The sequence below is a fragment of the Lysobacter sp. DMC97 genome (assembly GCF_056313745.1).
The window spans coordinates 256,413-269,729 of the sequence record NZ_JBQUZR010000002.1 but is presented as its reverse complement, the minus strand read 5'-3'; the positions used below and the strand labels follow the sequence as shown (position 1 = coordinate 269,729).

17 protein-coding genes are annotated in these 13,317 nt (G+C 69.7%); 14 read left to right on the top strand and 3 right to left on the bottom strand.

Going from position 1 to position 13,317, the window contains the following annotated elements:
- Positions 1-224: 224 nt before the first annotated feature.
- The 4 genes from ACT53Q_RS04175 (at position 225) to ACT53Q_RS04160 (ending at position 2,570) form a co-directional block, all read left to right on the top strand.
- Positions 225-770, top strand: a complete 546-nt coding sequence (locus tag ACT53Q_RS04175) for a phage tail protein (protein WP_476185401.1) — start codon at positions 225-227, stop codon at positions 768-770.
- Positions 771-846: 76 nt separating this feature from the next.
- Positions 847-1,383: a phage tail protein gene (locus tag ACT53Q_RS04170; RefSeq protein WP_476185400.1), complete on the top strand. Its 537-nt coding sequence runs from the start codon at positions 847-849 to the stop codon at positions 1,381-1,383.
- Between the two features lie 85 nt (positions 1,384-1,468).
- Positions 1,469-2,002, top strand: a complete 534-nt coding sequence (locus tag ACT53Q_RS04165; protein ID WP_476185399.1) for a phage tail protein — start codon at positions 1,469-1,471, stop codon at positions 2,000-2,002.
- A gap of 58 nt (positions 2,003-2,060) precedes the next feature.
- Positions 2,061-2,570 carry an N-acetyltransferase family protein gene (locus ACT53Q_RS04160; protein ID WP_476185398.1) on the top strand — a complete coding sequence of 170 codons (510 nt, stop codon included), beginning with the start codon at positions 2,061-2,063 and terminating at the stop codon, positions 2,568-2,570.
- A 41-nt stretch (positions 2,571-2,611) separates the two neighbouring features.
- On the opposite strand, the gene ACT53Q_RS04155 is transcribed toward ACT53Q_RS04160, so the two are convergent.
- Positions 2,612-2,902, bottom strand: a complete 291-nt coding sequence (locus ACT53Q_RS04155; protein WP_476171377.1) for a DUF6916 family protein — start codon at positions 2,900-2,902, stop codon at positions 2,612-2,614.
- 241 nt (positions 2,903-3,143) lie between these two features.
- Here ACT53Q_RS04155 and ACT53Q_RS04150 point away from each other — a divergent pair, with 241 nt between their 5' ends.
- Genes ACT53Q_RS04150 through ACT53Q_RS04125 form a run of 6 tightly spaced genes read left to right on the top strand, consistent with a single transcriptional unit; the run spans position 3,144 to position 7,371 of the window.
- Entirely contained in the window at positions 3,144-3,929 is a 786-nt protein-coding gene (locus ACT53Q_RS04150) for an ABC transporter ATP-binding protein (RefSeq protein WP_476185397.1), read from the top strand.
- Positions 3,929-4,681: an MlaE family lipid ABC transporter permease subunit gene (locus ACT53Q_RS04145; RefSeq protein WP_476171379.1), complete on the top strand. Its 753-nt coding sequence runs from the start codon at positions 3,929-3,931 to the stop codon at positions 4,679-4,681. Before ACT53Q_RS04150 ends, ACT53Q_RS04145 begins: the two co-directional genes overlap by 1 nt.
- A 49-nt stretch (positions 4,682-4,730) precedes the next feature.
- Positions 4,731-5,264: an outer membrane lipid asymmetry maintenance protein MlaD gene (gene mlaD, locus ACT53Q_RS04140; RefSeq protein ID WP_476185396.1), complete on the top strand. Its 534-nt coding sequence runs from the start codon at positions 4,731-4,733 to the stop codon at positions 5,262-5,264.
- Positions 5,261-5,947 (top strand): MlaC/ttg2D family ABC transporter substrate-binding protein, encoded by a 687-nt coding sequence (locus ACT53Q_RS04135; protein WP_476185395.1) that lies wholly within the window; start codon positions 5,261-5,263, stop codon positions 5,945-5,947. The genes mlaD and ACT53Q_RS04135 overlap by 4 nt, the downstream gene beginning before the upstream one ends.
- Positions 5,944-6,240, top strand: a complete 297-nt coding sequence (locus ACT53Q_RS04130; protein ID WP_476185394.1) for an STAS domain-containing protein — start codon at positions 5,944-5,946, stop codon at positions 6,238-6,240. The genes ACT53Q_RS04135 and ACT53Q_RS04130 overlap by 4 nt, the downstream gene beginning before the upstream one ends.
- 48 nt (positions 6,241-6,288) lie before the next feature.
- Entirely contained in the window at positions 6,289-7,371 is a 1,083-nt protein-coding gene (locus ACT53Q_RS04125; protein ID WP_476185393.1) for an MlaA family lipoprotein, read from the top strand.
- Between the two features lie 106 nt (positions 7,372-7,477).
- On the opposite strand, the gene ACT53Q_RS04120 is transcribed toward ACT53Q_RS04125, so the two are convergent.
- On the bottom strand, positions 7,478-8,857 hold the full coding sequence (locus tag ACT53Q_RS04120) for a DNA recombination protein RmuC (RefSeq protein ID WP_476185392.1): 1,380 nt from the start codon (positions 8,855-8,857) through the stop codon (positions 7,478-7,480).
- Between the two features lie 122 nt (positions 8,858-8,979).
- Between ACT53Q_RS04120 and ACT53Q_RS04115 the strand changes: the two genes are divergently transcribed.
- Complete coding sequence (locus ACT53Q_RS04115) at positions 8,980-9,687, top strand: glycine-rich domain-containing protein (protein ID WP_476185391.1); 708 nt, start codon at positions 8,980-8,982, stop codon at positions 9,685-9,687.
- A gap of 38 nt (positions 9,688-9,725) precedes the next feature.
- On the opposite strand, the gene ACT53Q_RS04110 is transcribed toward ACT53Q_RS04115, so the two are convergent.
- Positions 9,726-10,907: a class I SAM-dependent rRNA methyltransferase gene (locus ACT53Q_RS04110; RefSeq protein ID WP_476185390.1), complete on the bottom strand. Its 1,182-nt coding sequence runs from the start codon at positions 10,905-10,907 to the stop codon at positions 9,726-9,728.
- A 268-nt stretch (positions 10,908-11,175) separates the two neighbouring features.
- On the opposite strand from ACT53Q_RS04110, the gene ACT53Q_RS04105 reads away from it, so the two are divergent.
- The 3 genes from ACT53Q_RS04105 to ACT53Q_RS04095 all read left to right on the top strand — a co-directional run bounded on the left by ACT53Q_RS04105 (position 11,176) and on the right by ACT53Q_RS04095 (position 13,181).
- Positions 11,176-12,135 carry a TerC family protein gene (locus ACT53Q_RS04105; RefSeq protein WP_476185389.1) on the top strand — a complete coding sequence of 320 codons (960 nt, stop codon included), beginning with the start codon at positions 11,176-11,178 and terminating at the stop codon, positions 12,133-12,135.
- Positions 12,132-12,296 (top strand): hypothetical protein, encoded by a 165-nt coding sequence (locus ACT53Q_RS04100; protein WP_476185388.1) that lies wholly within the window; start codon positions 12,132-12,134, stop codon positions 12,294-12,296. Before ACT53Q_RS04105 ends, ACT53Q_RS04100 begins: the two co-directional genes overlap by 4 nt.
- A 102-nt stretch (positions 12,297-12,398) precedes the next feature.
- Complete coding sequence (locus ACT53Q_RS04095; RefSeq protein WP_476185387.1) at positions 12,399-13,181, top strand: rhomboid family intramembrane serine protease; 783 nt, start codon at positions 12,399-12,401, stop codon at positions 13,179-13,181.
- Positions 13,182-13,317: the final 136 nt, after the last annotated feature.

Genomic DNA, 13,317 nt, shown 5'->3' with positions numbered 1-13,317 from the left:
CCTGCCGTCGTGACAACGGACAACGGGCCACGCATCGGCCACGGCCTTCCAGCGCCAGGACGAGCCGGCATTGGAACAGGATCGGCGGGAGAGGGGAAGTCCCGTTTGAAAGGATCAATCGCCCGCATACGCCCCCGTAGGGCTCTTGTGGGGGGACGTGGGCTGGTTCAGAGTACCCCCGCGCGCCGCATGAGGCGGTGCGCCACATCCAAGGGGGATCCACGATGAGCGAATTCTTCATCGGCCAGATCATGATGGCCGGCTTCAATTTCGCACCGAAGTTCTGGGCGCTGAGCAACGGCCAATTGCTGCCGATCAATCAGAACCAGGCCCTGTTCTCGCTGCTGGGGACGCAGTACGGGGGCAACGGCACCACCAACTTCGCGCTGCCGGACCTGCGCAGCCGCACGCCGATCGGCTACGCGTCATCGGTCGATCCGAGCTGGCAACCCCCGTCGGTGCAGATCGGCCAGTCCTCGGGCGTCGAGAACGTCACCCTGCTGAGCACGAACCTGCCGTCCCACACGCATTCGATGAATGCTTCGACCCTCAACGGCGACAAGCAGAACGCCGGTGGACGTCTCTACGGCACCAGCACCAGCACCGGCACCGTGCCGACCCTGTACGGCCCCAGCTCCGGGGCGCTGGTCCCGCAGAACCCGCAGACGGTCGCGCCGGCCGGCGGCAACCAGCCGCATCCGAACATCCAGCCCTACAGCGTCATCAACTTCTGCATCGCGCTGAGCGGCATCTTCCCGTCGCGCAACTGAGCCGCGGCCTCTCGACAAGGACCCACGGACCCTCGCGCCGGACCACCGCGCGATCGTCCTTCATTCGGAGCACATCATGAGCACTCCCTACATCGGCGAAATCCGCATGTTCGGCTTTGGCACCCGCGGCGCCCCCAACGGCTGGCAGGCCTGCGACGGCAGCCTCCTGGCCATTTCCGAGTACGACGCCCTCTTCGCGCTGATCGGCACCACCTATGGCGGCGACGGCCAGACCACCTTCGCCGTGCCCGACTTGCGCGGCCGGGTGCCGATCCACCAGGGCCAGGGCCCGGGCCTGAGCAACTACGTCATCGGCCAACGGGCCGGCACCGAGACCGTGACCGTGCTGCCGACGCAGATGCCGGCGCACACCCATACCCTGGTGGTGACCACGGGCGCAGCCAGCAGCATCACGCCAGGCAACACGCTGCTCCCGGCTTCGGTCAGCGGCGAGTCCTTCTATGCCTCCGACATCACCGGCGCGACCGTGCTGCCGATGTCCACGCAGTCGACCAGCCTCGCCGGCGGCAGCCAGCCGCACGAGAACTGCATGCCCACGCTGACGGTGCAGTACTGCATCGCCACGTTCGGCATCTTCCCGTCACCGGCCTGATCGCCGCATACCTCACATTCCGCGCGCCACGCAGGCGCGACCGCTGCCCTCGCGGGCGCGGAGACCTCATCGGAGGAACCAAGTCATGACGCAACCCTTCATCGGCGAAATCCAGCTGTTCGGCTTCAACTTCAACCCGCGTGGCTGGGCGTTCGCCAACGGCGCCACGCTGCCCATTTCGCAGAACACCGCGCTGTTCTCGCTGCTGGGCACCATCTACGGCGGCAACGGCCAGACCACGTTCCAGCTGCCCAACTTCGCCGGCCGCGCCGGCTGCGAGCAGGGCAACGGGCCGGGGCTGTCGCCGCGCTCGCTGGGCCAGACCTTCGGCGTCAACACGGTGACGCTGACCAGCAACCAGATCCCGCAGCACAACCACGGGATCAACGCCTACCTGCCCACGTCCGGGAAAGTCGGCACGCCGGTCGCGAACGGCGGGTTGTCGCAGCCCAGCCTGTCCGCCAACAAGCCGTTCAATTCAAGTGCGCCCAACACCACCTTCGCACCGAACATGATCAGCCCCAGCCAGGGCGGCGGGTTCCCGCACGAGAACCAGCAGCCGTACCTCGGCGTGAACTTCTGCATCGCGCTGCAGGGCATCTATCCCTCCTTCCCCTGAGGTGATGGCCGCCGCGCCCGCGCGGTTGACGCCGTTTCCAACCGAACGGCCCGACCGCATGACGACACCCGCGCTCCTTGCCGAGCGCGGGTTTTCGTTGCGCTGGCTGCACGACGACGACCTGCCCTGGCTGCGCGACCTCTACGCCAGCACCCGCGCCGCGGAAATGGCGCCGGTGCCGTGGCCGGCGCCCGCCAAGCGGCAGTTCCTGGACCAGCAGTTCGCGCTGCAGCACCAGCATTACCTCGCCCACTACGGCGACACCGATTTCCTCGCACTCGAACGCGCCGGCCAGCCGGTCGGGCGCTACTACCTCCAGCGCACGGCGCCGGACCACCTGATCGTCGACATCTGCCTGTTCCCCGCGCTGCGCGGGCACGGCGTCGGCGCGGCGCTGATCCGCGCGAGCCAGGACGCCGCCGCCGCACGCGGTCACGGCATGCACCTGCACGTGGAAGGCCACAACGCCGGCGCTCGCCGGCTGTACGAACAACTGGGCTTCGTCGTCACCGGGCCCGCGTTCCGCGGCACCCACTGGCCGATGCGCTGGGCGCCGCCGGCGGCCTGATCCCTCATTCCGGCGCCGCATCAGCCCCGGAACGCCCCGCCTCAGTTGAAGACGGCCTGGTACAGGAAGCCGGCGCGTTCCTGCGCCACCGGCACCAGGAAGATGCCGACGTCGCCGACGCGCGGGTGGTGCATCGTGTAGATCTGCTGCGGGAACAGGATCGGGGCGGTGTTGCGGAACAGCAGCGAGAACGGCGCGCGCGCCGGGTTCTTCGCGTGATCGGCGATGGGGCGGGCCTCGACCAGCACGAATTCGACCGACATGTCGTTGAGATCGGCCGAGAACGTCTCGTTCACGCACCCGGCGAAGTGTTCCAGCGTCAACAGCTCCATGGATCCCGGCCCCCTGCGGCCCTGCGCTGCGCGGTCCGCAGCGCCGCCATCCTCGCCGCTGGCGCCGACCGGCACAAGCCGCGGGACGCCGCGTTCCCGCCCCGACGCAGACAACGGCACCGCCGGCATGGACAATGGCCGCCCCCGAACGGTCCCGTATGGCCGGCGGCTCCCGTCCGATTCAGGCGGGGGCGGCCATCCTGAACGGGTTTTGCGCCCGCCCCCTTTCCCTGCGAACCCGATGCCCACCGCTCCCGCCGCTGTCCAGGTGTCCGGCCTCCGCCTCGATCGCGGGACGCGCACCATCCTGCGCGACATCGACCTGACCGTGCCGCAGGGCAGCATCACGGCGATCCTCGGCCCGTCCGGCTGCGGCAAGTCGACCCTGCTGTCGGCCCTGACCGGCGAACTGGCCCCGGCCGCGGGCACGGTGGAAGTGCTGGGCCGCCCGGTGCCGCAGCGCAAGCGCGAGCTGCTGGAACTGCGCAAGGGCATCGGCGTGCTGCTGCAGGGCAACGGCCTGCTGACCGACCTCACGGCCGCCGAGAACGTCGCCCTGCCGCTGCGCACCCACACCGACCTGCCGGCCGACGTGATCGCCCGCCTGGTCGAGATGAAGCTGCACGCGGTCGGCCTGCGCGCCGCCGCCGATCTCTATCCTCGCGAACTCTCCGGCGGCATGGCGCGCCGGGTCGCGCTGGCCCGCGCGCTGGCGCTGGACCCGCCGCTGATGCTGTACGACGAACCGCTGACCGGCCTCGACCCCATCGCCAGCGGCGTGATCATGAGCCTGATCGCCCGGCTCAACGCCAGCCTCGGCCTGACCAGCCTGATCGTGACCCACCACGTGCACGAGACCCTGCCGATCGCCGACCGCGCGGTGGTCGTGGCCAACGGCGGCATCGTCTTCGACGGCACCCCGGCCGAACTGGAAAGCAGCGCCGATCCGCTGGTCCGCCAGTTCCTGCGCGGCGAACCCGACGGCCCGATGCCCTTCGACGCGGTCCGCCGCACGGAGGCCGCGTGATGGCCTTCGCCGAGACCGTCCGCAGCCTAGGCCGCGCCGGCCTGTTCTCGCTGGCCGTGTTCCGCGCCAGCCGGCCGGGCACCCGCGATTTCTGGCAGGAGCTCACCCGCGAGATCTACAAGATCGGCGCGCGCAGCCTGCCGATCATCGCCGTCGGCGGCGCGTTCGTGGGCCTGTCGATCACCCTGCTCGGCTACCGTGCGCTGCAGACCTACGGCGCCGCCAACCAGATCAGCGCGCTGATCGGCCTGGGCATGTACCGCGAACTGGCGCCGGTGCTCACCGCGCTGCTGTTCGTCGGCCGCGCCGGCAGCTCCATCGCCGCGGAACTCGGGCTGATGCGCGCCACCGACCAGATCACCGCGCTCGGGCTGATGGCGATCGATCCCGTCGGCAAGGCGGTCGCGCCGCGCTTCTGGGCGGCGGTCATCACCGTGCCGCTGCTCACCGCGATCTTCTGCAGCCTCGCGATCTGCGCCAGCTGGTTCCAGGGCGTGCAGGTGCTGGGCATCGACAACGGCGCGTTCTGGCAGGTGATGAAGGACGCCGTGGATTTCCACGAGGACTTCCTGCCGGCGTTCCTGAAGTCCGCCGTGTTCGGCGGCACCGCGGCGCTGGTCGCCTCGTACGTGGGCTTCCACGCGGAACCCACCATCGAAGGCACCTCGGTCGCCACCACCCGCGCGGTGGTGAACGCCTCGCTGCTGGTGCTGATGTTCAACTTCGTGCTGTCCGCCTTCCTGTTCCGTTGACTTGTTCCGCTGACCTTCCCGTTGACCCGACCCAGATGAGTACGCGCCCATGAGTGCACGCGGTCCCCGCCTCGAATTCGCCGTCGGCGCCTTCCTGCTGCTGTCGCTGGCCTCGCTGCTGGTGCTGGCGATCGCCTCCACCAACGGCAAGTTCGGCTTCGGCGAACCCACCTATCCGCTGAAGGCGCGCTTCACCAACCTCGGCCAACTGCGGCCGATGGCGCCGGTGAAGATCGGCGGCGTGCCGATCGGCAAGGTCGCCGCGATCGAGCTCGATCCGAAGAAGCTCGACGCCGTGGTCGTGCTCGACATCGACGCCCGCTACAAGGACCTGCCGATCGACACCTCGGCCAGCATCCTCACCGGCGGCCTGCTCGGCGAGAGCTACGTCGGCCTGCAGCCCGGCGGCGACGTCGAGACGCTCAAGCCCGGCGAGGAAATCGCCTACACCACGCCGGCGGTCGACCTGATCCAGATGGCCGGCAAGTACATCTTCGGCGGCGGCGGCAGCAGCAAGCCCGACGACGCCACGTCCTCTTCCACTCCCGACGCTTCCCCCAACGACCGGAGCCCGACGCCATGACCCGCAAGTCCCGCTTCCTGCCCCTCCTGGCCGGCGCCGCGCTGCTCGCCGCAGCGCCCGCGTTCGCGCAGCAGGCCGCGCCCGCGGCCCCCGCCGCCGCGCGTGCCGCGCCCGCCTCGGCGACCATGCAGGGCACGCCCAGCCAGCTCGTGCTCAACAACAGCCAGCGCATCCTCAGCACGCTGGAGAAGCGCCGCGCCGAGTTCACCAAGAACCGTACCGCGCTGCGTGAATTCGTCAGCACCGAGTTCAACGCGATGTTCGACCGCGACTACGCCGCCCGCCAGGTGCTGGGCCGCCACGGCCGCGGCGCGTCCGACGAGGACGTGAAGCTGTTCGCCGACGCGCTGGCCGACAACCTGATGCAGCGCTACGGCTCGTCGCTGCTGGACTTCAACACCCGGCTGCGGGTGCGGGTGAAGTCCGAGACCCAGCTGCCGCGCGGCCTCGGCGTGAAGGTCTCCAGCGAATTCCTGCGCCAGGGCGGCGAACCGATCCCGGTCGACTACCTGATGCGCCGCAACGGCAACCAGTGGAAGGTGTTCGACGTGATGGTCGAAGGCGTGTCCTACGTGCAGACCTTCCGCAACCAGTTCGACGCCGAACTGCAGCGCAAGTCGATCCGCGAGGTCGCCACCGCGCTGCGCAGCGGCCAGTTGCGCCCGGACGCCGGCCAGCCGTGACCGCCGCGGCCGCCCCGTCGATCGCGGTCGCCGATGGAACCCTGCGTTTCGTCGGCCCGCTGCGCCGCGAGGCCGTGGCCGCCCTGCGGGCGCGGCTGCCGGCCTCGCTGGCCGACATCCACCGCATCGACCTGACCGGCGCCGACAGCATCGACAGCGCGGGATTGGCGCTGGTTTCGCTGGCGGCGGCGCGCTGCGCGGCGGATGTCGCCATCGACGGCCGACCGACGGGTTTCGACGAACTGCGCGCCGCGTACCGGCTCGGCCACGACCTCGGCTTCGTCCGCGACTGAGACGCGCCGCACGCACCCCACGCCACGACAACGGACTACACTCGGGCCATGATGCTCACCCGCCTCCTCCCCCCGGTGGCGCTCCTCGCAACGACGCTGCTGACCACCGGCTGCGCTCCGCGAACCGCCCGCCCCGACGCCCCGCCCGCGACCGCGACGATCGAAGCGCCGATCGATGCGCCCGCCGCCGCGGCCGACATGCCCGCACCCGCCGCCGGCGATGCCACGACCACGGACGATGCGTCCGGCATCGCGGCCTCGACCGGCACCACGCCCGCCGACATGCCGCCGCCCCCCGCGGACGCCACCGCCGACGGCGCATCGCCCACCGACGCCGAACGCGACTACGCGGCGATCTACGGCGGCCAGGACCCCGACGCCTACGATCCGATCGCCGATCCCACGCTGCCACCGCCGGCAGCCAGTCCGGCGAGTTTCGATCCGTGGGAAAAGCTCAACCGCCGCGTGCACCGCTTCAACATGGTGGTCGACCGGCGCGTGGCGAAGCCGCTGGCGACCGCGTACGTGCACGCCGTGCCGCGCCCGCTGCGGCTGGGCGTGAGCAACTTCTTCAACAACCTCGGCCAGCCGGTCAGCGCACTCAACGCGCTGCTGCAGGGCAAGCCGAAGCAGGCCGGCCAGTCCGCGGGCCGGTTCCTGATGAACACCACGCTGGGCATCGGCGGCCTGTTCGATCCCGCGACCGCCGCCAACCTGCCGAACCGCAGCGAGGACTTCGGCCAGACGCTCGGCGTATGGGGCTGGAAGCGCTCGCGCTACGTCGAACTGCCGCTGTTCGGCCCGCGCACGCTGCGCGACGTCTTCGGCATGGCCGGCGATTCGCCGATGTCGCCGACGCGGCAGGTCGAGGACGACAAGATCCGGGTGTTCCTGCAGGGCGTGCAGCTGGTCGACGTGCGCGCGCAGCTGCTGTCGACCGACAGCTTCCGCGAAGGCGCCGCCGACGACTACGCCCTCGTGCGCGATGCCTGGCTGCAGCGCCGCAACTACCAGATCGGCGAAGACCGCAAGCAGCCGCAGGACGAGCCGCTGCCGGACTACCTCGAGAACGGCGACGACGCGCCCACGGTGCCGGCCAACGCGATGCCGCTGCCGAATCCGCCGCGGTAACGGAGACCGTCCACGCTCTTCCGGTAGAGCGGGCTTCAGCCCGCTGTCTTCTCACGAAGCCAGAAGCTGCGGCCTGAAGGCCGCTCCGCGGTCCGACCGGAGTCGTTCACGGGACGTCGCCCTCGGCATCGTTCGTGTCCTGGGCATCGCCCAATAGCCTCTGCGCCTCACCGGCGGGCAAGGCCTCCACGTCGCGCAGCTTGCTGGTGAGCACGCGGGCCCGCTTCTGGCTGTCATCAATCTTGTTGCTGGCCTCGTCGAGCTTCTTCTTCACCGCATCAAGGGCTGTCCCGAACTTGCCGAACTCGGTCTTGACCGCGCCCAGCGTGCGCCAGACCTCGCTGGAGCGTTCCTGGATCGCCAATGTGCGGAAGCCCATCTGGAAGCTGGTCATCAGCGCCAACAGGGTGGTTGGTCCAGCAACCGCGATTCGCAGGTCGCGCTGCAGTGATTCGACCAGGCCCGCACGGCGCAGCACCTCGGCGTACAGGCCTTCGGTAGACAGGAACAGGATCGCGAATTCGGTGGTATGCGGCGGCGCGACGTATTTGTCGCGGATCTCCTTCGCCCATTTGCGTATCTGCCGCTCCAGCGCATCCCCGGCGGAGCGCGCAGCGTCCGCGTCGGCGCGCTCCTGTGCATCCAGCAGGCGCTCGTAGTCCTCGCGCGGAAACTTGGCGTCAATGGGCAGCCACACCGGTACGTTGCCGTCGGAGCCCGGGAAGCGAACCGCGAAGTCCACCTGTGCGTCCTTGCCCGGGATCGTCTTCACGTTCGATGCGTACTGATCCGGCGCGAACACCTGTTCCAGCAACGCCGCAAGCTGCATCTCGCCGAATGCACCGCGGGTCTTCACGTTGGTCAGCACCCGCTGCAGGCCGCCGACATCGGCCGCCAGCCTGCTCATGTCGCCCAGGCCCTGATGCACTTGAGCAAGCATCTGCGCCACGTTGCCGAAGCTTTCCGTCAACCGCGTCTCCAGCGTCGACTGCAGCTTCTCGTCGACCGTGGCGCGCATCTGTTCGAGCTTGGCTTCGTTGCCGGCCTGCAGCTCGCGCAGTTTCTGTTCCAGCGTCGTGCGCAGTTCGCCCAGCCGCTGTTCGTTGCGTTCGGTCAGTTCGCGCAGCTGCGCGCCGAGCGTGTCGGCGAACTGTTGCTGGCGCGTCGCCAGCTCCAGCCGCGCCTTGTGCGCGTCGTCGCCCAGCGCGACGCGCAGTTCATCCAGTCGCTGGTCGGTGCGCGCGGTCAGGTCGCCAAGGCTGCGGCCGAAACTCTCGATCCGCTGCCCCTGCGCCAGCGACAGGCTGTCCAACTGTTCACGCAGTTCGCCGCGCCCGCTGCGCTGCTCCTCGCGCAGCGCGTCCTCGATCCGGGTGCGCAGCTGGTCGAGTCCGGCATCGGGCCGGCGCAGCAGCAGGAGGACGAGCAGGACAAGGCCGATCGCGACGACGACCAGGATCAGGACGAGCAGGAGGATCGAGGACATGGGCGCCAGTGTACCGGCCGCGGCCGACGGGATGACCCGGTCATGACGGAAAGATGTCCGTTGTCATTTTTCAGTCACGACCGCATGCAAGGCTGGCGCCATCGCCACAGACGGAGCCGTGAATGTCGCGATTCGATCTCGGTATCACCCTGATCATCGTCGCCTTCCTGACCTGGAACACCGCATCGCGATGGCAGCGCGCCCGACGGCTGCGCTACCTGCGCGACACCCCGCTCCCACCCGGCCTTTTCGACAAGCTCCGCCGGCAACGCCCGGACATCGGCCCGGAGCATCGCCCCGCCATCGAAGTCGCGCTGCGCGATTTCTTCGCCGCCTACCTGCTCGGCGGCCGCAAGCCGGTGTCCATGCCTTCGCAGGCCGCGGACGAACTCTGGCACGCCTTCATCCTTTGCACGCGGCACTACGACGCGTTCTGCCGGCAGGCATTCGGACGCTTCCTCCACCACACCCCGGCCGTCGTGCTGACGCGACGTCACGACCGCAACGTCGGCCTGCGCCGGGTCTGGACGCAAACCTGCCGCATGGAAGGCATCGATCCCAAGCGGCCGACGCGCCTGCCGCTGCTGTTCGCGCTGGATGCGCAGGTCGGGCTGGCCGACGGCTTCCGCTACACGCTCGATTGCAGCGCCCTGCGCGAGGCCGGGGCCGCGGGCGATGCCGGCGGCGGCCATTGCGCAACGGACTTCGCCAGCGACGGCTTCGACGGCACCACCGATGGTCTCGGCGACGGCGGCTGCAGCGGCGATGGCGGCGGCGACGGGTGCAGCGGCGACGGGGGTGGCGACGGCGGTGGTTGCGGCGGGGACTGAACGTCCGCAACGTCACGCGGTCGCGTGGGGGTCGACCGTCAATCCACCACGCGGCAGAACACCGCCTTCAGGTAGCGGCTTTCCTGCACGTCGGTCAGCCACGGATGGTCGGCGCCGGCACCGGCGACCTTCAGCACCTGCACGGTGCGGCCGGCGTAGAACGCGGCACGGCGCAGCATGTCGAGGAACTGCTCCTCGCTCACCAGGCCGGTGCACGAGAACGTCGCCAGCAGGCCGCCGGGCTTCACCACGCCCATCGCCAGCTTGTTCATGTCGAGGTACTTCTTCAGCGCCGGGATCACCTGCTCGCGGTCGCGGGTCATCTTCGCCGGGTCCAGGATCACCACGTCGAAGCGCTCGCCGTTGTTCGCCGCATCGCGCAGCCACGGGAAAATGTCCGCCTGCACGAAGCGCGGGCGCACGCCGTTGAGTTTGGCGTTGCCCTTGGCGATCTCGATCACCGCCTCGTCGATGTCGATGCCGACCACCTCGCTGGCGCCGCGCGCGGCGGCGTACACGCCGAAACCGCCGGTGTTGCAGCACAGGTCGAGCACGCGCTTCCCCGCGCACTGGTGCGACAGCCATTCGCGGTTCTCGCGCTGGTCGGCGAAGAACCCGGTCTTGTGCGCGCCCGCGGGATCGGCGCGGAACTTGATGCCGTACTCGGTGATGATCGCCGGCGCCGCCGGCTCGCTGCCGCGGAAGTCGAAGCTTTCCTGCTTCTGCACGTGCTCGTCGGCGAACGCGTGGAAGCGGCAGCCGGGGAACTGCGCGCGCAGGGCGTCGTAGATCCACTCACGGTAGCGGAACATGCCGGCGCTGAAGTATTCGACCACCAGCAGGTCGCCGTAGCGGTCCACGACCAGGCCGCTGAGGCCGTCGCCCTCGCTGTGCACCACGCGCCAGGCGTCGGACACGGCGTCGAGCTTCAGCACCTCGCGGCGCAGGCGCACGGCCTCGGCGATCTTCGCCGCGAACCAGTCGGCGTCGACCACCACGTCGGGGTCGCGTTCGAGCAGGCGGATCGCGATGCGCGAATGGCCGTTGTAGAAGCCGCGACCGATCCACACGCCGTCCGGGCCCACTACCTCGACCAGACTGCCGGGCTTGGGCCGTTGGGTCGGTTTCTCGACCAGTTTCTGGAAGATCCACGGATGGCGGGAGGTCCAGGCGTTGCGGAGGCGGATCTCGGGGAGCGGGGCGGCGTTCGATGCGTTCATCTGCCGTATTGTAAGCGGGTTGACGCGACCGCTCCGGTCGCGAACAATCGCCGCTCCAGAAGGGGAGTAGCTCCCGAACGTTCCGGTCGTCAATACGGGCCCGCAAGCCCCGGCCGGACGGCAGTCGCACAAGGCATTTGATGCCGCGGCTGCGAGCGAGACCTTCGCCGCCACGGCGAAGCCTCGTTCTTCCGGTCGCTCCATGCCTTCCGACCCGATACGACGCCCAGCCCCGCGGTTGGGCGTTTTTCGTTTCGGGAGAAATCAGATGGACACCATCGGCAATCCGTTGTTGTGGAGCGCGTTCGCCGCGCTCGTCGTCGTCGCCCTGCTCGTCGACCTGGTGCTGATGCGCCACGGCGGCCCGCACAAGGTGACATTCAAGGAAGCGTCGTTCTGGAGCCTCGGCTGGATCGGCCTGGCGCTGGCGTTCAACGCCGGCCTCTGGTGGTACGCCAGCGACACCCTCGGCCAGGTCGCGGGCGACCGCATCGCGCTGGAGTTCCTCACCGGCTACCTGGTCGAGAAATCGCTGGCGGTCGACAACATCTTCGTGTTCCTGATGCTGTTCACCTACTTCGCCGTGCCCGAGGAACAGCGGCAGAAGGTGCTGGTGATCGGCGTGCTGGGCGCGATCGTGCTGCGCGCGATCATGATCTTCGCCGGCGCGTTCCTGCTGGCGAAATTCCACTGGATCCTCTACGTCTTCGGCGCGTTCCTGGTGCTGACCGGCATCAAGATGCTGCTGGCCGCGGGCCAGGCGCCGGACCTGGAGAAGAACCCGCTGCTGCGCTGGATGCGCGGGCACCTGCGGCTGACGAGCGACTACGCCGGCAACGCCTTCCGCGTGATGCGCGACGGCAAGGCGTGGTACACGCCGCTGTTCGTGGTGACGGCGCTGATCGGCGTGACCGACCTGATCTTCGCGGTGGACTCGATCCCGGCGATCTTCGCGATCACCGCCGACCCGTTCATCGTGCTGACCTCCAACGTGTTCGCGGTGCTGGGCCTGCGCGCGATGTTCTTCCTGCTGGCGGGCATGGCCGACCGCTTCCACCTGCTGCCCTACGGCCTGGCCGCGGTGCTGATGTTCATCGGCGCGAAGATGCTGCTGATCGACGTCTACAAGATCCCGATCGTCTGGTCGCTGGGCGTGGTGGCGGCGACAATCGGCGCGACCGTGGTGCTCAGCCTGCTGCGGCCGGCGAAGCCGGCGGGTGCCGCATGACCCTGCGCGAGAAGCTGCTGTGGGGTGCGGGTGGGGTGGCGACGCTGTGGATCCTCGTGCTGGTGCTGCGGGCGGCGAGCGGCCGCCCGCGCAGCGAATCGGGCCGCTGGGCCTGGGAGGCGCTGGGCTCGCTGCTCGACGCCCTGTTCTGGTTCCTGTGACCGCGACGGGCCGCGGAATGCGCCGCAGCGTTCCAGCCGCGGTGTCGGCGCGCCCCTGCCGGCGGCCTTGATCGCGCCGGCCGCCGGCTCCAGAACCTGACGATGCGCCTGCCCACCCCCGACGACGTCCCCGATACCCCCGCCCAGCGCGCCGCCGACCGGCGACGCCTGCTGCGGGCCCTCAACGCCAGTCTGGCGTTCGTGCTGCTGCTGTCGGCGGTGTTCGCGCTGCAGCAGGGCGAGGACATCGGGGCCTTCACCGTCACCCCGCACGCGATCGCGGGCCTGCTCGGCGTGCTGACCGCGCCGCTGCTGCACGGCTCGTTCGAACACCTCGCGGCCAACGCCGGTTCGCTGCTGCTGCTCGGCACGCTGGCGCTGGGCGTGTATCCCAGGGCCAGCATGCGCGCGCTGCCGCTGATCTGGCTGGGCTCGGGACTGGGCGCGTGGCTGCTGGGCGACCCGGACACCCACCACCTCGGCGCCAGCGGCCTGACCCACGGCCTGATGTTCCTGGTGTTCGTGCTGGGCCTGCTGCGCCGCGACCGGCCGTCGATCGCCGCGGCGATGATCGCCTTCTTCCTCTACGGCGGCATGCTGATCACCGTGCTGCCGCACGAGCCGGGCGTGTCCTGGCAGTCGCACCTGGGCGGCGCCGTGGCCGGAGTGCTGTCGGCGCTGCTGTTCCGGCATGCCGACCCCGTGCCGCCGCGCAAGCGCTACAGCTGGGAGCTGGAGGACGAGGCCGGCGAGGCCGATCCGCTGGAGCTGCCGCGGCCCGACGACGTGCCGGTGCTGTGGCATCGCCCCGAGGCCCGGCCCGACGACACCCGCAGCGTGGTGCTGCCGTTCCGGCGGCGTCCGGGCGTCGACGAGCCAGACTGAGGGAACCCGCCACCCGCCCGTCCGCGCAGGATTCCGACGAGCGGTCATGGCCCGGATCGACGCCGGGAGGGCGTCCGCCCCTCGCCCGGGCATCGATTCGCCTTTTCAATCATGGGGTTGCGCCACCGTCCCGCAC